General features: G+C 42.2%; 25 protein-coding genes. All 25 read left to right on the top strand.

The window, feature by feature from the left end; all coding sequences use genetic code 11:
• The first annotated feature begins 161 nt into the window (after positions 1 to 161).
• The 25 genes from AC6CIF_RS04435 to AC6CIF_RS04315 all read left to right on the top strand — a co-directional run bounded on the left by AC6CIF_RS04435 (position 162) and on the right by AC6CIF_RS04315 (position 16,697).
• A complete protein-coding gene (locus AC6CIF_RS04435; protein WP_498198116.1) occupies positions 162 to 608 on the top strand; it encodes a LytTR family DNA-binding domain-containing protein in 447 nt (148 codons plus the stop codon).
• Positions 605 to 1,015 (top strand): hypothetical protein, encoded by a 411-nt coding sequence (locus AC6CIF_RS04430; protein ID WP_498198114.1) that lies wholly within the window; start codon positions 605 to 607, stop codon positions 1,013 to 1,015. The genes AC6CIF_RS04435 and AC6CIF_RS04430 overlap by 4 nt, the downstream gene beginning before the upstream one ends.
• Before the next feature lie 132 nt (positions 1,016 to 1,147).
• Positions 1,148 to 1,555 carry a hypothetical protein gene (locus AC6CIF_RS04425; RefSeq protein WP_498198112.1) on the top strand — a complete coding sequence of 136 codons (408 nt, stop codon included), beginning with the start codon at positions 1,148 to 1,150 and terminating at the stop codon, positions 1,553 to 1,555.
• Positions 1,556 to 2,148: 593 nt separating this feature from the next.
• Positions 2,149 to 2,619: a hypothetical protein gene (locus AC6CIF_RS04420; protein WP_498198111.1), complete on the top strand. Its 471-nt coding sequence runs from the start codon at positions 2,149 to 2,151 to the stop codon at positions 2,617 to 2,619.
• A 59-nt stretch (positions 2,620 to 2,678) separates the two neighbouring features.
• Positions 2,679 to 3,521 (top strand): P-loop NTPase family protein, encoded by an 843-nt coding sequence (locus tag AC6CIF_RS04415; protein WP_498198109.1) that lies wholly within the window; start codon positions 2,679 to 2,681, stop codon positions 3,519 to 3,521.
• Positions 3,522 to 3,669: 148 nt separating this feature from the next.
• Entirely contained in the window at positions 3,670 to 4,167 is a 498-nt protein-coding gene (locus AC6CIF_RS04410) for a YcxB family protein (RefSeq protein WP_498198107.1), read from the top strand.
• A gap of 15 nt (positions 4,168 to 4,182) precedes the next feature.
• Positions 4,183 to 4,356, top strand: coding sequence for a hypothetical protein (locus AC6CIF_RS04405; RefSeq protein ID WP_498198105.1), 174 nt, complete (start codon positions 4,183 to 4,185; stop codon positions 4,354 to 4,356).
• Positions 4,353 to 4,844: an NUDIX hydrolase gene (locus AC6CIF_RS04400; protein ID WP_498198103.1), complete on the top strand. Its 492-nt coding sequence runs from the start codon at positions 4,353 to 4,355 to the stop codon at positions 4,842 to 4,844. Before AC6CIF_RS04405 ends, AC6CIF_RS04400 begins: the two co-directional genes overlap by 4 nt.
• A 15-nt stretch (positions 4,845 to 4,859) precedes the next feature.
• Complete coding sequence (locus tag AC6CIF_RS04395) at positions 4,860 to 5,429, top strand: phosphoglycerate mutase family protein (protein ID WP_498198102.1); 570 nt, start codon at positions 4,860 to 4,862, stop codon at positions 5,427 to 5,429.
• Positions 5,430 to 5,523: 94 nt separating this feature from the next.
• Complete coding sequence (locus tag AC6CIF_RS04390; protein WP_498198100.1) at positions 5,524 to 6,039, top strand: nucleoside deaminase; 516 nt, start codon at positions 5,524 to 5,526, stop codon at positions 6,037 to 6,039.
• On the top strand, positions 6,036 to 6,410 hold the full coding sequence (locus AC6CIF_RS04385) for a hypothetical protein (RefSeq protein ID WP_498198099.1): 375 nt from the start codon (positions 6,036 to 6,038) through the stop codon (positions 6,408 to 6,410). Before AC6CIF_RS04390 ends, AC6CIF_RS04385 begins: the two co-directional genes overlap by 4 nt.
• A 42-nt stretch (positions 6,411 to 6,452) precedes the next feature.
• On the top strand, positions 6,453 to 6,995 hold the full coding sequence (locus tag AC6CIF_RS04380; protein WP_498198097.1) for a GNAT family N-acetyltransferase: 543 nt from the start codon (positions 6,453 to 6,455) through the stop codon (positions 6,993 to 6,995).
• A 20-nt stretch (positions 6,996 to 7,015) separates the two neighbouring features.
• Positions 7,016 to 7,681 carry a Type 1 glutamine amidotransferase-like domain-containing protein gene (locus AC6CIF_RS04375; protein WP_498198096.1) on the top strand — a complete coding sequence of 222 codons (666 nt, stop codon included), beginning with the start codon at positions 7,016 to 7,018 and terminating at the stop codon, positions 7,679 to 7,681.
• The gene (locus AC6CIF_RS04370; RefSeq protein WP_498198094.1) at positions 7,674 to 8,567 is read left to right on the top strand and encodes a PhzF family phenazine biosynthesis protein; all 894 of its coding nucleotides are present in this window, start codon (positions 7,674 to 7,676) and stop codon (positions 8,565 to 8,567) included. Before AC6CIF_RS04375 ends, AC6CIF_RS04370 begins: the two co-directional genes overlap by 8 nt.
• 26 nt (positions 8,568 to 8,593) lie before the next feature.
• The gene (locus AC6CIF_RS04365; protein WP_498198092.1) at positions 8,594 to 9,355 is read left to right on the top strand and encodes an aminoglycoside adenylyltransferase domain-containing protein; all 762 of its coding nucleotides are present in this window, start codon (positions 8,594 to 8,596) and stop codon (positions 9,353 to 9,355) included.
• Positions 9,356 to 9,536: 181 nt separating this feature from the next.
• Positions 9,537 to 10,376: a GNAT family N-acetyltransferase gene (locus tag AC6CIF_RS04360; protein ID WP_498198090.1), complete on the top strand. Its 840-nt coding sequence runs from the start codon at positions 9,537 to 9,539 to the stop codon at positions 10,374 to 10,376.
• 33 nt (positions 10,377 to 10,409) lie between these two features.
• Complete coding sequence (locus tag AC6CIF_RS04355) at positions 10,410 to 11,000, top strand: HD domain-containing protein (RefSeq protein ID WP_498198089.1); 591 nt, start codon at positions 10,410 to 10,412, stop codon at positions 10,998 to 11,000.
• Between the two features lie 39 nt (positions 11,001 to 11,039).
• Entirely contained in the window at positions 11,040 to 11,372 is a 333-nt protein-coding gene (locus AC6CIF_RS04350; RefSeq protein WP_498198087.1) for an HIT family protein, read from the top strand.
• A gap of 180 nt (positions 11,373 to 11,552) precedes the next feature.
• Complete coding sequence (locus AC6CIF_RS04345) at positions 11,553 to 11,696, top strand: hypothetical protein (protein ID WP_165790066.1); 144 nt, start codon at positions 11,553 to 11,555, stop codon at positions 11,694 to 11,696.
• Between the two features lie 107 nt (positions 11,697 to 11,803).
• On the top strand, positions 11,804 to 12,583 hold the full coding sequence (locus tag AC6CIF_RS04340; protein ID WP_498198085.1) for a hypothetical protein: 780 nt from the start codon (positions 11,804 to 11,806) through the stop codon (positions 12,581 to 12,583).
• A 136-nt stretch (positions 12,584 to 12,719) separates the two neighbouring features.
• Positions 12,720 to 13,400 (top strand): zinc dependent phospholipase C family protein, encoded by a 681-nt coding sequence (locus tag AC6CIF_RS04335; protein ID WP_498198084.1) that lies wholly within the window; start codon positions 12,720 to 12,722, stop codon positions 13,398 to 13,400.
• A gap of 98 nt (positions 13,401 to 13,498) precedes the next feature.
• Positions 13,499 to 13,921 carry a YhfM domain-containing protein gene (locus tag AC6CIF_RS04330; protein WP_498198083.1) on the top strand — a complete coding sequence of 141 codons (423 nt, stop codon included), beginning with the start codon at positions 13,499 to 13,501 and terminating at the stop codon, positions 13,919 to 13,921.
• A gap of 27 nt (positions 13,922 to 13,948) precedes the next feature.
• Positions 13,949 to 14,509 carry a GNAT family N-acetyltransferase gene (locus AC6CIF_RS04325; protein WP_498198081.1) on the top strand — a complete coding sequence of 187 codons (561 nt, stop codon included), beginning with the start codon at positions 13,949 to 13,951 and terminating at the stop codon, positions 14,507 to 14,509.
• 131 nt (positions 14,510 to 14,640) lie between these two features.
• Entirely contained in the window at positions 14,641 to 15,138 is a 498-nt protein-coding gene (locus tag AC6CIF_RS04320; protein ID WP_047842183.1) for a PH domain-containing protein, read from the top strand.
• Positions 15,135 to 16,697, top strand: a complete 1,563-nt coding sequence (locus AC6CIF_RS04315) for a PH domain-containing protein (RefSeq protein WP_498198079.1) — start codon at positions 15,135 to 15,137, stop codon at positions 16,695 to 16,697. The genes AC6CIF_RS04320 and AC6CIF_RS04315 overlap by 4 nt, the downstream gene beginning before the upstream one ends.
• Positions 16,698 to 16,758: the final 61 nt, after the last annotated feature.

Genomic DNA, 16,758 nt, shown 5'->3' with positions numbered 1-16,758 from the left:
AGCACCTCCTTCTAATAAAAGAACTGCTCCCATGGAGTGGTTCTTTTTAGTATCTATGCAGTACCGATGCAACAAACTTGCAAAATCATGCAACAAAACGCAATACAGTGGGATTGCCGTAACTATGCTTGTAATATGAGTTGTGAGAGGAGGGGCAACACATGAAAGTCATTTTTGAAGAGGACACAGCAATTGATAAAAGGGTAGCCAAGGTCATAACTCATCCTGCGGAGAAGTCGAAGTGGGATCGTATTGAAAAAGCGATTGGCCAGTCGGAAACCCAACTAACGGTCATCCACGCCAAGAACAATCGCAATGTACAGATCCAATTAAGCTCGGTGGTTGCCTTTGAATCAGAGGATCGGATGTGCTGTGTCCGGGTGATCTCAGGTGAGAGGTACTTGCTTCATAAACGTCTGAAATTTGTAGAAGAGGATCTGGATGACCTTTATTTTGTAAAAATCAATAATCAAACGATCATCAATACGCGGTACATCACCGCATTCTCTGCAACAGACCATGCTCGGATTAAGGTAGATCTGAGTGATAGCTCCAGTTACTTTGTCAGTCGATTTTATATTAGAAACTTTAGGGGGAAATTATCATGATTACTCAACTTAGAAATTCTTTTTTTCAAGTATTCACTATAATGACGCTATGGATCACACTCTTGGCTACAATATTCTTTGGTGATCTGCCCATTCAGATGTCCTATTTATGGAACATAGCGGGTATTGCTTTCATTGCAGCTGTGTTGTTTGGAATGATGTATAACATGCTGTGGAACTACTTTACGTTAAAACCGGTATGGAATATCGTTATTTCTTCCACATTCAATATTGTAGGAGGTATGGCGATGGTATGGTTGTTCTCGGTAGACATGTTCCAGTTCATCGCTCCCTGGTTCCCCGGAATGTGGCTGCTATCCATTGTGTTACACATTATCGCTTTTTATTTTTATGCTAGAATGGATAGCAGGAAAAAAGCGGAAGAGTTAAACAACATTCTCAAGTAGGCAAGGAGTACACGTATGAACAAGGGAGAGCTGTTGGAGCTGTACGGATTGGAACCCGACTATTATATGGGATGAGATGATTCATAGGCAGGGAATAAACGAGCTAACAGACATACTGGAAGGAGGGGGACTATGCCAAGTTTGCATGACAACATCATCTTAAGTTACGAAGTTGATTTAGAGAACAAAAGAATCAGGATGCGCACTCGTTCGAATCATGATGTACCGAAAAATATGGATGTTATATTCTCTGGTGTAATGGCCCATGCGTTTGATACACCGCTGCATGGCAGCATTATTTTGGATCTGGATGAGTGGGATATAGAGCATTTTATCCCTCATAATCGAGACTTGTTAGAGTCGGGAAAGGGCTACAGTTGGCCTGTCAGTTACAATTCCTATGATGAATTTCAAATCCACCTGATCGAGGAGAAATACAAGTACATGGTGATCTCATCCTCGTATGGATTGAGTGGTTGGGTTTTGGCGAAGAACGTAGGGATTACTGTTCAAGAAACGGGTGAACGGGATGAAGGGTGAAAACACACAGCATGGTGGAAGAAGGGCGCAGGACTAAGAACGGGCATTGTTGTTCTTGTTGTTCTGCTCGTTATTCTAGTAATGACCAATCCAAACGAAGAAGATTTTGTCGCATGGCTCGCAAGTGAACATAACATCTATTCTTCGTATAATGTGATTGAAGGCAGGACGTTTGTGCAGAAAATCGATGGTGAGGGAAGGAATCTTCATGTTAAAGGTGGACATATACGGCATATGGGGATCTTTTCAACATATAGTTACCTTTTCTCGGATAATGAAGAAAAAGGGATTCAGATTGAAGCGGTCGGCATAATGAATATGTTATTTGATAGATAGTTAGATTGATTGTGGACGGTTACAAAAGTTCGATGAAAGATCTGCTGATATCCACGCGCTTTGCATGATGTAACTCGTGCAGAGCAGCGTGTTTTTGGCGAGAAATGCGATAGAAACAGAGATGGTTTACTTCGTTTATTCGCAAATTCCACATTATGGGTTATGATGTACCTTGAGAGAAAATTTTACATACATAGGAAGTCTCTATTTTAAATAAAAGGCATTTAAGGTCTTTACCAGGGGAGTATTATCCATGATTGAATGAAGGGCTGACTATGAAAAAGTTAACCGTAGTTTCATTATTATTTCTACTTCTAGTGGCCTGTCAGAACCAGGAAAACACTGAAGATGCACAACAATCATCGACATCCCAAGAGAAGGAAGACATCCCACCAGAGTATCTCGATGAAACAAACTATACAGGGGACAAATTGGAAATCGTCAAACTTATGAACGCCCGTATGCGTTATTTATACGAAGAGGATGAAAAGCGGTATATGAATCTTTTTGATCCGAAATCTCCTATATCGGGCTTGGGAAGATACAAAGTTCTCAAGGTTACTTCCATGAGCGATATAACTATACAGGAGCAAAGGAAGCTCTTTCAGGCAGTGGTGATAGTTAACGAGTTAAAAGAGAATAACGAAGAGTATAACAATACGATGGTGTTTTGGAAAAATAAAGAAGATGGCGATTCTGCGCAATGGGTTATTGCAGATATTGATTAATAACATAGTGTCTGACACATGGAAGATCCATATCTTCACACAACATAAAGGGTGATGTAATGATGACCAGGCGATTAATACTGATTGAAGGATTACCGGGTTCAGGCAAGTCAACGGTTGCCCAAATGGTATCCGAAATTTTAAAGGGGCAAGGCAAGGAGGTGCAACTATTTCAAGAAGGGAACCTTGATCACCCTGCTGATTACGAAGGTGTTGCTTACTATGATGCTGGAGACTTCGAGGCTTTATTGAAAAAACATGAAGAATACAGAGAGATTTTGGAAAGCTACGCGACTGCCCATGGCGATGGTTTCCTGATTCCATACCGTAAGATGAAAGAGCAATGGGGAATAGAGCTTCCCGATCACATTGTACAGGATATTTTCAGACGAGATATTTACGAAATTCCTTTTGAGCAAAATGTTAAGCTGATCACCGGGAAGTGGCAAGATTTCACCCAAAACGTGTTAAGTACGAATGATGACTGCATCACGATATTTGAGTGTTGTTTTATCCAGAATCCACTAACCATGGGTCTCGTAAAATGCAATCAATCCAAAGAGCAGAACGTGCAGTATGTATTGGAACTGGGGCGTAACATCCATGCTCTGAATCCGCTTCTCATCTATATCGACCAGAAAGATATACTCTATACCTTTGATAAGGCGGTTAGTGAAAGACCAAAAGAATGGTCAGAAGGATTCATTAATTATTATACGAACCAGGGTTTGGGGCAGGCACAAGGTTATCAGGGTGTTAAAGGTACGGTAAGGGTTTTGCAGGAAAGAAAGAAGCTGGAGTCCGAAATCTATGGGTTACTTCAAATGGATAAGGTATGGCTGGATAATTCGGATTATGACCTGGAGGTTTGTAAACGCAAACTGGAAAAAATTCTGGAGTAACCTTACGAAGTTATGAACATCGAGAGCAGGTGAACAAAACGTTATTTGATCTTGTAAATGAAGTCGAAGATGGATAGCAGAATAATTTGATAGCGTCATTTTTGGAAGCAGCTTGGTAGATTATAACGAGTGGAGGAAAAAAGAAAACATGATGCATATTCATCTGACAGAAGAAGATTATTGGGAAATGAACAAATTTGCGATGTTTAAACTGTATGGGAAGGGGATGCTGATCGCTGTATGTGTGCTGCCTGTGGCCATTGCCATCATATTTAGACAATTAGATTTTTCATGGGTACAAGCCATTATTGCTGCGCTGCTCTGCAGTACATTTGCAAATGTAATGACCTACATACGAACCAGAAGGAAAATTAAGAAATTAGCACGTGAGAGCAAAGGGATACTGGGTGATCATCAGCTAGAAATCTCAGAGCAGGAGATTCGCTGGAGCAATGATATGACTTCAGGTGCAACACAATGGAAAGGTTTGGAGAGCTTCAGTGAGACAAAACACTATTTCTTTATTTTCATTAATAAGGCAAGTGCCCATGTGATTCCGAAACGATCTTTTGAAACGGAGACGGAAGAAGTTCAGTTTGCGGAACAGGTTAGAGCACATATGAAAACTGCTAATCATAATACATAACGGAGGTTTATTTTCATGGCTTTTTTTGAAGTAGTATTAATAGTTGTAACGGCTATATTGTTGGTATTTGGTACAAAAACGAAACGTAAACCATTGGTGAGATGGGGCATGGCCAGTTTGGTTTTAATGCTTATACTAATCATTCCATCATTCATCATGGGATTCATGGACGGATGGTCAGCGAGATGACCACTGCAGATAACAATAATATATCGTATGAACAAAATAACAACAAATTCAACTTCCGTGTGGCAGGTATTGTGATGGATGCGGGAAGAGTTCTTTTGCATACGACTGAACAGGACGATTTCTGGAATCTGCCCGGAGGTCGGGTGAAATTAAACGAGACAACAGAAGCGGCTATTGTGCGAGAGATGATGGAGGAACTGGGTGTTCATGTAGAAGCGCAAAGGCTCGCATATGTTAGTGAAGATTTCTTTGAATATGATGGCCTGAAGTATCATGAAGTTGGCTTTTATTATCTCATCACATTGCCGGAAGCCCATAAGCTATATAGCAAAGTTGAATTCAAAGGTTTAGAAGATAACGGTAAGTTAATCTTCCAAAGGTTTTCCTTGGACGAACTGGAGCGGATGGAAGTTTATCCTGTGTTTTTGAAAAAGGAACTGACTAATCTCCTTGATGCAAAAGGCATCAGACACTTCATTCAGAAATAGAGGAATACAGGGCTTATGGATATTACATTTATTCGTCATGGTCATGGCGAACACTTGATGAATTACCCAAACCAATTAAATTGTCTGCATCCTGGCCTCACTGAATTTGGAAAAAGTCAGGTCATAGCGTTGCGTAAACAAGTGGTTTTTGCGCCTGAAGACGTCATTTTGATTAGTCCAACGAAACGTACTATTGAAACAGCACAACTCCTAATCCCTAACAAAAATCTTGTGTTCTTCAGCCCACTGGTTGGCCCAAGAATGTTTCCTCAAAATCCTGAGTTTGTTCCTTTCGTCTGCGATCAGATCTATTCCAAGGAAGAGCTCAGCCATCATTATGCTGACATAAGATTGGTTGAGCTGGGGTTGGATTGTTGGAAAGAACGTATTAATCAGATGGATTCACGTCGATTCAAGATATTAGCTGAACAGCTTCTTGAGTGGTGCAGGCAACAGAGCGGGAATACGTTTATCATTTCACATGATGGTACGATATCGAACTACAGGATGTTACTTGGAGAAAAAGGGTTAACCAAAAGTGATTTTCTTGGTGAAGCAGGGCAGTACAAGATCAAGAACTTTTAACGTTTAAAGGAGATCCCGTCAATCTCTACTACTACACATTACACAAGGCGTCTGTTTTGTAAGTGGTCCATAACTGTACTAAGGGGGACTTTCAATGAAGTTATCGGATTATGAATATTTAACTTTGGCTCTGGAAGAAGCAGAACAATCACTTACTGAAGGAACGTATCCGATTGGTGCGATAATTGTGGATGTGGATGGGAATGTCGTGAGTAAAGGCAGAAACCGAGTCTTCTCGGATTGCGACCCCACCGCACATGCAGAGGTGGATGCTATTCGTCGGGCAGGAAAACATTTGCTGGATGTAGAGAAGAAGAAATTCTCGAAGAAGAAAGACTTGACGCTTTATACTACCTGTGAGCCTTGTCCCATGTGTTCGTGCACCATATTAATGTCGGGGATTAAGAAGATTGTATGGGCAGCAGATGATGAAGAATATGGTGGGCTTCGACGTTTCAAGGAAGGGCCTCATTTTATCCATATGTTCGACACGCTATCCTGTGTTGCAGCACCATACCTTGATCTGGAAAATAAACAGAGAGCATTGCTCGCCAAATGGAATATTGGTAGAGGATTGCTTAATACAGAATGGGAGATTCCTAAGCAATGAAATCTATCCCGTTCTCTATACTTATAGCCAGTGTCATTTTAGGTATCTCGTTTATTATTGGCTGTATATTGCTAACGACTCAGGAGAGAAATAGTGAACTGACTCAGGCAGCAGAGCAAAAAGTACCTATTGATAGAGCATTAATGACGATTCAAGAAACTGCGGAGTATCTGAGTATGACTGAAGAACAGGTGATGAGTATTATTAAGGCTGAACAAGGGAGTTTTACGGTGTCAGGTTTCTTTGATGGGAGAATGTTTCCGTTCATTAAGATTCAGGATAATTTTTTTGTTAGTAGAGTGGAGTTGGATTTGTGGGTTCAGGAAGCATCTGCAAGTCACAGAAGATATATTAATGGGCAGATGCAGTAGTCTATGGGAACAATGATCTTAATCCAAAGGAGATGAATCCACATGGAATTCGTGGGAGAGAAGGTAAAAATAACAACAGTCACAGAGCAGGACCTCGACTTCATATGTCAACTTGAATGTGACACAAACATATGGAGCTTTGAGGAAACTGTTGAAACGGATGAGGAAAAGGTCCGTGAGAAATATCGCAACCATTTTGCTGTCAAAGATGAGAAACCGTATGCCTATGATTTCGTTATACGTCGCTTGAATGATCCGGAGGACACACCCATCGGTATCGTTCAAATGTGGAGTTATGTGGATTACCGCAAAAGCTGGGAACTTGGATTCGCAGTACTTTCGGAATGTTCAAGTAGAGGATACGGGAGTGAAGCTACCCGACTTTTGCTACAATTTGCATTTCAAGAGTTACAAGCTCATAAGGTCGTCGGCATGTGCAATTCACAAAACGTTCGCTCAGCCGCACTGATGCAGCATGTGGGCATGACACGGGAGGCCGTTTTCCAGGAAGAACTATGGTGGAACAATCAGTGGACAGACCAGTATTTTTTCTCGATTTTGGATCGAGAGTTTATCCCAGTCTAATAGGTACGGGAGGAAGTCAGATGACTACGTTGGTTCTGCTAAGTGATTTGATATTCAAATCTAACCATAAATTGGATCAGAGAATACGAAGCTTATTCAACAGTGAACAGCCTTCCATCGGATATATCCCTTCGTGCTCCGACCCGGAGCGGAAGTATTTTGAACACACTAGACGTTACTATAATCAAATAGGAATCGATAACATTCAATATTACGATCTTGATCTGGAGTATGAGGAGAGCACATTTGGCTCTATTTTCGAATGTGATGGGATTCATCTATCCGGAGGGAATACGTTTTATTTTCTAAGTTTATTACAGAAGAGAAATGTGCTTGGTTTGTTGCATTCCTATGTGAAGAGTGGCGGCATTCTTATTGGGGTCAGTGCAGGCAGTATTCTGACTACACCTACGATAGAGATAGCCGGGTATGGGGAAGATGCTGATGAAAACAATGTAGATCTCAAAGATATGCAAGCACTGGGACTCGTTGATTTAGAATTTGCACCGCATTGGGACGGTTCGGAAGACACTCTGAATTCATTAAGAGAGTATACACGCGTTAACCGTACTGCGGTTTATGTGTGCCAAGATGGTGGCGGGCTTGTAATGGATGGTGAAAGCGTAGAGTTATATGGACATGTGCGTCTCTTAAGTTACAGAGAGGGTGGGTCTGGTCATGAGTGATGTTACGGTCTATCATTATGATGCTTTCTCTACCGTTCCCGGTCAAGGTAACCCGGCAGGAGTGGTTTTTGATGCTGATCATTTCAGTGAGACGGAGATGCAGCAGATCGCTTATCAAGTTGGTTTTAATGAGACGGTATTTGTGTTGAACTCTGAAGTAGCTGATGTCCGATTACGTTATTTTACACCGGGCCATGAGATTAATCTGTGTGGTCATGCCACAATGGCATCACTGTATGGTTTGAAGACGCGTGGGATGTTGAGTGACAAAGAGTTAATCACGATTGAAACCAATGTAGGTACATTACCCATACGATTTGAGTGCAATACCGACACCATTTACATGGAAATGAAACAGGATCAGCCGCAGTTTATACCGTTCCAGGGGGATATCGAGAAGCTGGTAAGCGCCATCAATCTAACTCTAGATGAGGTTGACCTTTCTACGCCAATCGTTTATGGAAGTACAGGAGCCTGGACGTTATTAATCCCGATTCGTGAACTGAACTCCTTTATGAAAATGAAACCGGATTCTTCCCTGTTCCCCGGAATTTTAATTGAGAATCCCAAAGCTTCCCTACATCCTTTTTGTTTCGAAACTCATGATTCCGATGCGATGATGCATGCCAGACATTTCTCTTCACCTTACTCAGGTACGACGGAAGATCCAGTGACTGGCACAGCCTCCGGGGTGATGGGTGCTTATTATTTAACCTATGTGAAACCGGAGATTGATGAGGTACAGTTTGTGGTAGAGCAAGGGCATGAGATTGGAAGAGATGGAAAGGTTCAAGTGAGTGTGATTCGGGATGGTGAGGATATGGATGTCAGAATGAAGGGGACAGCTGTTTTTGTGCGTGAACTGAACGTTGAATTGGACATCTGATCATATACATGAAGGAGTTGCTCTTGTTGAATGAAAAGACTGTTTTGGATAGCGTTACTCGTGTCTTGAAAGAAGAATTAACGGATGCCTTGGTGGGAATCTATTTACACGGTTCTATGGCCATGGGATGCTTTCATCCGAATCAGAGTGATATTGATATATTGGTCGTTAGCCGGGAAAAGCGATCTGCCGATACCTACCGAAGGATTGCAAAAAAGCTAATGCATATTGAAGATGAGATGCACATTACGAAAGGCTTTGAACTCAGTATTGTACTGGAATCTACGATTGTTGCCATGGCATACCCTACTCCTTTCGAATTTCATTACTCTGCATATCACCGGGAGAAATATCGAACGGATGAGCAATATCTATGTGGTGGATATGAAGATCCGGATCTGGTAGCACATATGGCGGTTATCTACGAGCGAGGTATTGTGCTGGATGGCAAACCCATTAAGAATCTGTTCCAACCGGAAAATCGTGAACATATGATTGCCTCAATCACATCGGACGCGAGTTCAGCTATAGAAGACATTGTGGCCAACCCAGTCTACTATGTATTGAGTCTGTCTCGGGTTCTTTTGTATGTGAAAGATTCAGTCATTCGTTCCAAGCGGGAAGCAGGAGCATGGGCACTTACAAACCTTCCCACTAAATACAAGGAAGTCATCTCACAATGTCTTGCAAAGTACAATGGTGATTTGGAGAATGTGAATTTGAGTGAAGCCTTACTTCGGGAGTATGCGGAATATATGTTGAATCAGATCCAATTGAAGGGAGATTAACTTTTTGCAAATTTTTGATATTGTGTACTGATCTGACTGATTATTATGAAAAAAATCACTGGGCCTATATCGGTAAAGGATATCTGCTTGATGATGAAGAGACGAGAATCTATGAATATAAGATTTAATAGAGGTTAAACACGTTTTAGGGCTTTGTCTTGAATTCGGGAGGAATGAACCTATGATTACCGAGATTAATAAACATGATTTCCACAAAGTAAAACATCTCACGGACTCGTGTCAGAATATTGAAGTCAAGGCGGTGGCGTCTGGCTTGAACCCGGGACGGATCTATGTAGATGATGCAGAGAATATCACAGCAGCTCTAATTTGGATACATGGACAATCTGGTTTTCAGTTGATCGGAGACTCTCGAAGTGAACCCTTTCTGAATGAATTGAAAGAGTACATGCGGGAAAGTATTGAACCTGAGTTATTGAACTTACATATTCATGCTGTGGAAATTGGTGTGGTGGATGAAACTTGGGAAGATGTTCTTCAGCATATCTCTGGGAAAAGAGATATCTCCAGTGATAATCAGCATGTGTTCAAATTGAATCCAGATCCGAAAAGTCAACAAGTACCTCTCGACATAAATGCTTCACAGGACGAGGAAGTCAGAATTCTCAGGATAGATGAAGTACTATTAGGAGAGAAAAGATATAACAATTCTCCATTCCTGAAAGATAAAATCTCTCACTTTTGGACGACAATAGATGATTTTTTACAACATGGCTTTGGCTATATTGCGGTGCATAACGATGATATCGCGAGTGTTTGCCTTTCGGCATTTATTGCTGATCAGACACATGCGGTGGACATTGAAACGGTTGAAGTATACAGAAGAAGAAATTATGGTGCGATGGTGGCAAAAGCTTTTGTAGAAGAATGCGGTCGTGTAGGTATACATCCGTATTGGGATTGTTCACCGGATAATGCGGGCTCAATTCGTCTGGCGCAGGGTGTGGGCATGTCACTGAATTTTAACTATAAAGTCTACTGGTATGACCTCTCTATATAGATTGTGAATCGGAAAAATGAAGGAGGATGTGCTGTGAGCGAATCATTACAGGATCAGATTCAATTTCTCATTGAGATTGATAAACTCAAAACGATTGAACGAAAGACGAGAATTATGCATGGTGAGAGACTTGAAAATGATGCGGAGCATTCCTGGCATCTGGCGATGATGGCCTTGGTTTTGCAGAGTCATGCCAACAAGGATGTGGATATCCTCAAAGTCATTAAGATGCTTCTCGTTCATGATCTGGTTGAGATTGATACCGGAGATACATTCGCTTACGATACGGTGGGACACACGGATAAATATGATCGTGAACTCAAAGCAGCTCATCGGCTGTTTGGTATATTGCCTAAGGAACAGGCGGAAGAACTACTCTATTTATGGTTAGAGTTTGAAGCAAAGCAGACGCCTGAAGCACAATTTGCCTCATCTCTCGATCGGTTGCAGCCTCTGATCCATAATCATCAGAATGAGGGAGATACGTGGCAGAAATATAACATTACAAGTGATCAGGTATTAAACAGAAACCGTGAGATTGCGAACGGTTCCGAAACATTGTGGGAGTATGCGCAGCAGCTTATTCAGAAATCCGTAGATCAGGGAATCTTGACCAAATCATAAGGATACGTTCAAACGTATGTATTTGGAAGAAGGAGGAGCATGATGACGGAGGATTTTTATTGTGATGAAGTGCTCAGTGGTAAAACAAAAGTAAATATTGTTTGGGAAACAGATCAAGTACTAGCCTATCACCATACCCGACCATACTACGAACACCATATCGTGGTAATTCCCAAGATTCATATCCAGTCATTCATTTCCCAAGAAGCAGAGAATAATGATGAACTTTTATTGGAAATGATGCGTGTCATTAAAAAGATTGCTGCTGACATGGTGGAACAGACAGGCTCGTCGAAGATTATAACTAACTTGGGCAGTTATCAAGACTCGAAGCATCAACATTGGCATGTAGTCAGTGGTGAACGAACTTAGGAAACTGTATACCTGATTATAAATCTTCCACCTTTCACAAATGGGTGTGGAAGATTTTTTTATTTTTAACTGATAAGCACCTTAAATGCCCCTTACATCTACCCCAAAAATTAACTGAGGAAAAATATGCTAGAATAGGGAGTGAACATTTAAAAGGGTCAAATAGGAGGAATAACAATCATGATTACGATATTTCTAATGTTGATTAATGTGTTGTTGTACGGACTGGGCGTGTATGCGCTGATCCTGTTTATTAAGCTAGCCCGACGTGGGATTCAGGCACTGGATATCTACCTGTATGAAAAACGCGGAGAGCGTTTCTAACGTTCACCATCTCATACTCGAACAGAATTATCATTTTTCTCTCAGTGTTTTATCTTTACTAATCTAGTATGATTAACGCATCATTCCAGTAAAGAGAGGTTCATGACATGGATGCTTTTCTAGAACAAATTAACAAGTTAAACGAACTTCAGAAAGACTTGGTTAGTATACATCCTTTATTTGCAGAACATTATCCAGTGGTTGTAGCCTATGAAGCTTTATTATATATCTATGATTATTCGTCCAAAACGCAGCAATATGAGTGGGTGAAGACGGTACCGGACGATTTATATATTCCAGATGAATGCCTTGCTGCGATGCCGGTGCACCATATGCACGGACGAATGTGTGTTATTGTAACGGATACAGCGTTCAAAGATCTGGAGCAGAAAGTTTATCTGTTCCACGAATATGTTCATTGTTATGTATATGAGAAATATGATGAACGGATCGTCAACCGTCTTCAGATTAAGCATAAAATGGACCAACTGAAGCGTGTAACATGGGAACTGGATTATGAGTTTCCGTATGAAGACGAAATCGTTGTAGAGCGGATTAACTCATTATTGTCTGCTTTGAAGAGTAAAGACCTGACACAAGTACAGACAGCTAGAAAGGCGCTGTTCCGTTCATTAAATGAAGAACAAGCCGAGTATTGGAGCTGGTTGGAGTGGAACGAGGGTTACGCGCGTTATATTGAGAATCTGATTCGGGCAAAATTTGGGCAGGAAAGCAATCATTTTGGAGATACAGCTCCGTTTAATCGTCTAGTATTCTATGAGTGTGGGTCGGAATATATTAGTCTGCTTGTGAAGGAGCATCCAGAGTACCATACGGATCTGGAGCAGCTGTTTGACCGCATGCAAGTGGAGAGAACTCAGGGTTAATCACGCATCTACGGTGAAAAAAAGGTGGAACCTAGCGAAGTCTCACTATTCCAGTGATCTGCGTTGCACCAGTAGGTTATATCGTTTCTTTTTCTAAGTATAGTAGAATACTTCCCAATAAAAGGAGATTAACTCTATGCCGTTACCTATGGTTCATCTCAATATTGCTAATCGGATTGCAGACTCGCTGCAAATTCAGACTGATCGAGGTTCATTCTATCTGGGGAATATCGCCCCAGATTCCATACATATGCGCGAAGGTACAACCAGAGATGATAAGGAATACACCCATTTCAACCCGAAAGATAATGGAGATTACGTTGGTGAACTGAAGGATCTCTACTCAAGCTATATGCAACAACTTACCGATGAAGGATGGAAGTGGTTTGTGCGAGGATACTTTATGCATGTGCTAACAGACTATTATTGGTTCCGGAGTGTGCATCCTGAATTCGTCGAACGGGTCAACAAGGTAGATCAACATACAGGCAATAGCAGATTGAAGGATGAACTAGCGCGTTTATATTACCAGGAGACGGACCAGATCGATTTCAATCTCTATCAAGGTTCAAGTTGGAGCGAAGAGGTATGGCCGGTGCTCAACAGTTCACCGGGTTATGACATGACGGATCGTTTAACTGCCGATGAGATTGTACGCTGGCGGGACCACACGTTTTCTTTTCTTAATGGGGAAGAACCGGGAATTACTCCTGAGTTCATCACGGGTGAGAGAGTTCAGGTATTTGTGGAAGAGACCGTAGAGCGACTGATCTCTATGTTGTCTTCATGGGACCCGGAGTTACGTAACTTGATATGAATATAGATAGTTAGTGCAGTTGAGTCATTAGAAACTGTATCTATTACTTCTCTGTTCATTACTTGTCTATTTAACACGAAGTCAGGGGGGCACGCAGTATGGTGAGATATGCAGGAGTGTTGTTAATAGTCGTCATTGCCACGTTCATTGCAGGGTGCAACAAACCGAATGAATCGAACGCGAAAGAAGGGCTTCCTGTACTGATCACTTTAACGTGTAATCCCAACCTCGGCTTGGAACCATGCCAAGATGTTAAGTTTGATCGACCTGACGAGATTCAAATTATGATGGAGGCCATACATAAGGCAGTGCGTATGCCGGGTATTCTTGATTATGGTACACAGTATGTCATGAGCATAACAGATGCAGACGGCTTGGTAACAAGGTATGATTTTTCATTAGGAATGGATCCCAAGATGCAAGGCTTGTTAGTAAACCAGGAAGACACGCATACTGGATATAGCATATCCCTTGAGGATGCGAATCAACTAAGAAGACTGATTCAGCGACGTACAGATTAAGAAGATATATGGAACGGAGAAGAACCTGTGGATGACAAAATTACCATTGAACCTATGACACGATTGGATGCAGATGGAGCGTATCAGGTGTTTGAGAAAACCATTCCAGCAGCATTCGAACAGGAGGGCATAGGCTCGCTTCTGGATGATATTCAGGGTGAAATAACACACAAAAAAGCGATGATTCGCAAGACATTGCAAGCAAAGGACAACATCGAAGCAAGTGTATTTTTCCTCGTCGCCAAAATGGGAGATGTTATTGTAGGCACAATCTCGTATGGACCGTGTGGTAAGGAGATTCGAGAATGTACAGAGGGCCGGCTGAACGATATCGGAGAACTGGGTAGCCTGTATGTGTTGCCCGAGGTTCAAGGACAGGGGGTTGGTTCGGCGCTCATTCTCGCACTGGTTACTGAACTGCAACGGCTGGGAATTCAGCAATTCTGCCTAGATAGCGGTTACCAGATCGCACAGAAGAAGTGGCAACGCAAATTCGGTGAACCCTATGTGGTGGCGAACAACTATTGGGGCGAAGGAACTGATCATATGGTTTGGCTGTGTGAAGTACAGGATTTTATAGTAAAATGAAATGAACAAAAGAGATGACGACCTGTATTGTATAGGGGTCATCTCTTTATCTTTTTGCATCGATCGTGGACGATTGTTCGTACAGTGTACCATGTGTGTTTTTATGTACCCGAGGAAAAAGGAGTGAACATATGTCAATACAGTGGAATACACCCGAGCAACGGCTGTCCCCTCATGCGGTAAACTTATGGAGAATCAGCGCCATCATATGGAATGTAATAGGTTTCCTGATCCTTGCCGTACTGTTAATACTCGACTCCATCTATGGATGGAAGACGTGGATTGGTTGGATTTTGTGGGGCGTTACGGCCATATCTGTGCTCTATGCGGTGTGGGATATTTTCATCCAGCCTTCATGGTTATACAAGCATTGGTACTATGATGTGAATGAGGAGTTCCTGCAACTGAAGCGTGGTGCGCTAACCAAGGTACATCAGATCATCCCCATGGCGAAAGTGCAGTCGGTTACAACAAATCAGGGACCTTTGATGCGAAAATATGGACTCTATTCCGTATCGGTTGGCACGATGGGTTCATCGCATGAAATCCCGGCCTTGCCAGAGGAAGTCGCGCTTGCACTCCGTCATCAGATTGCGTCCTATGCGCGGATTAATGAGGTGGATGAATGATCGATATGAAGCGACATCATCCATTAACCATGCTGTGGAGCTTGTGGAAACGGGTAAAGAATTGGTTTGCTATCGTCCTTTTTTTGTTTGTTTTCCGTCAGGGCTCGGAGTCCCAATGGATATTCTATGGAAGAATCGCTTTTTATGTAGGTGTCTCCATTAGCATCCTGTCCATGATCCTGAAGTGGTTCACCTCGCGTTATGCAGCAGACGATACAGCCTTTCATATCTATAGTGGTGTGTTTAACCGTACCCGAAGAACGATACCTTATACGAAGGTCCAGAATGTGAATCGTCATACAACGCTGTTTCATCGTTTGTTCAGGGTGACGTCAATTCGATTCGAGACCGGAATTAAGGGAGAAGATGCTACCTTTCAGTTACACGTTGTTTCACTTTCCGAAGCGGAACAGCTGGAGAAAATTGTAGCAGGTCATATGGCTGAAGAAGCAGAAACAGCAGGAGCAACAGAGGAACATGATACGTTGGATGTAGTTCAGGTTATGGAAGAAGGAGAGGTGCAATCCGAACCTGTTATAACGGATGAAGTCACGTCTCTGCCTGCAAAAGAAAAACAGGAACGGGTTGTTCATTATCATTCCACCCGCAAGGACATATTCAAAGCATCCTTTACCTCGCTTAGTTTTCTCGTACTGATTCCGGTCCTGGCTACGCTCTATTCCTGGGTGAAGGACTTCTTCCCTGATGAAGAAGTAACGGAAAGTTTGTTATTAACCTGGCTTGATTCCTGGTGGATTGCCGGTTTGATGATTTTAGTTTTATTGATCATCTCTATTGCTTTGGGCATAGTCAGAACCTTCGTAAAATATGGCAATTTCCAGATCACCTCGGATGCCAAGCGCATCTATATCTCGAAGGGCATGATGGAGCAAACCTCATTTTCAATCCTGAAAGAACGAGTCCAGGCCGTGAAAATTACACAGTCACCGATGAAAAGGCTGCTTGGACTGGCGGAAGTAGAACTGACCACTGCAGGTAGTCTGGGAGAATCCGAGCAGGAAGTGAACTCGCTCTATCCCTTCTTGCCTGTGAAGCAAGCCTATACCCTGATTGAGGAGATCCTGCCATCCTATCGGGTTACGCAAGAGATGGAAAAACTTCCACGAATATCACTATGGCTGCGCCTGCTCAAACCAAGTTGGGGATGGATCATGATCACGGGTTTATTGTGGTATTTCAAACCATTGGTGTTTGGGCAGAAGCATGCCTGGTGGATGATTTCCGCGACTCTGCTCGTGTGGATTGCAACATGCAGAGTGATGGACTTTTTCCATACCCGATACATTCTGCATCAGAATTTCATTCAACTTCGAACCGGTGCGCTCACTTCAACACTCTTCATCTCCAAACGTGAGAAAGTCATCGAAGTGCAGATCACCCGTAATGTGTTACAGCGTTGGTTCGGTGTGGCTTCCATTCATACGGTAAACCGCGCCAAACCAGTACTGCATCATCGGGCACATGACATTTCCCTGGATACGGCGACATCATTTCAATTATGGTACATGGAACGTACCCAAGATGTTCAGACCCGTTAATTGCAAGAGCAAGTGCAGGAAGACCAAACAAGGTTATTCTGTACTTGCTCTTTTTAAATTG

This window comes from Paenibacillus sp. GQ49 (assembly GCF_059759055.1).
This window is presented reverse-complemented; position numbering and strand designations above follow the sequence as displayed.

Bases quoted from the DNA above. Each gene is read 5' to 3' on its own strand.
- AC6CIF_RS04435 (WP_498198116.1), top strand. From the start codon at position 162: ATGAAAGTCATTTTTGAAGAGGACACAGCAATTGATAAAAGGGTAGCC.
- AC6CIF_RS04430 (WP_498198114.1), top strand. From the start codon at position 605: ATGATTACTCAACTTAGAAATTCTTTTTTTCAAGTATTCACTATAATG.
- AC6CIF_RS04425 (WP_498198112.1), top strand. From the start codon at position 1,148: ATGCCAAGTTTGCATGACAACATCATCTTAAGTTACGAAGTTGATTTA.
- AC6CIF_RS04415 (WP_498198109.1), top strand. From the start codon at position 2,679: ATGATGACCAGGCGATTAATACTGATTGAAGGATTACCGGGTTCAGGC.
- AC6CIF_RS04410 (WP_498198107.1), top strand. From the start codon at position 3,670: ATGATGCATATTCATCTGACAGAAGAAGATTATTGGGAAATGAACAAA.
- AC6CIF_RS04405 (WP_498198105.1), top strand. From the start codon at position 4,183: ATGGCTTTTTTTGAAGTAGTATTAATAGTTGTAACGGCTATATTGTTG.
- AC6CIF_RS04400 (WP_498198103.1), top strand. From the start codon at position 4,353: ATGACCACTGCAGATAACAATAATATATCGTATGAACAAAATAACAAC.
- AC6CIF_RS04395 (WP_498198102.1), top strand. From the start codon at position 4,860: ATGGATATTACATTTATTCGTCATGGTCATGGCGAACACTTGATGAAT.
- AC6CIF_RS04390 (WP_498198100.1), top strand. From the start codon at position 5,524: ATGAAGTTATCGGATTATGAATATTTAACTTTGGCTCTGGAAGAAGCA.
- AC6CIF_RS04385 (WP_498198099.1), top strand. From the start codon at position 6,036: ATGAAATCTATCCCGTTCTCTATACTTATAGCCAGTGTCATTTTAGGT.
- AC6CIF_RS04380 (WP_498198097.1), top strand. From the start codon at position 6,453: ATGGAATTCGTGGGAGAGAAGGTAAAAATAACAACAGTCACAGAGCAG.
- AC6CIF_RS04375 (WP_498198096.1), top strand. From the start codon at position 7,016: ATGACTACGTTGGTTCTGCTAAGTGATTTGATATTCAAATCTAACCAT.
- AC6CIF_RS04370 (WP_498198094.1), top strand. From the start codon at position 7,674: ATGAGTGATGTTACGGTCTATCATTATGATGCTTTCTCTACCGTTCCC.
- AC6CIF_RS04360 (WP_498198090.1), top strand. From the start codon at position 9,537: ATGATTACCGAGATTAATAAACATGATTTCCACAAAGTAAAACATCTC.
- AC6CIF_RS04350 (WP_498198087.1), top strand. From the start codon at position 11,040: ATGATGACGGAGGATTTTTATTGTGATGAAGTGCTCAGTGGTAAAACA.
- AC6CIF_RS04345 (WP_165790066.1), top strand. From the start codon at position 11,553: ATGATTACGATATTTCTAATGTTGATTAATGTGTTGTTGTACGGACTG.
- AC6CIF_RS04340 (WP_498198085.1), top strand. From the start codon at position 11,804: ATGGATGCTTTTCTAGAACAAATTAACAAGTTAAACGAACTTCAGAAA.
- AC6CIF_RS04335 (WP_498198084.1), top strand. From the start codon at position 12,720: ATGCCGTTACCTATGGTTCATCTCAATATTGCTAATCGGATTGCAGAC.
- AC6CIF_RS04330 (WP_498198083.1), top strand. From the start codon at position 13,499: ATGGTGAGATATGCAGGAGTGTTGTTAATAGTCGTCATTGCCACGTTC.
- AC6CIF_RS04320 (WP_047842183.1), top strand. From the start codon at position 14,641: ATGTCAATACAGTGGAATACACCCGAGCAACGGCTGTCCCCTCATGCG.
- AC6CIF_RS04315 (WP_498198079.1), top strand. From the start codon at position 15,135: ATGATCGATATGAAGCGACATCATCCATTAACCATGCTGTGGAGCTTG.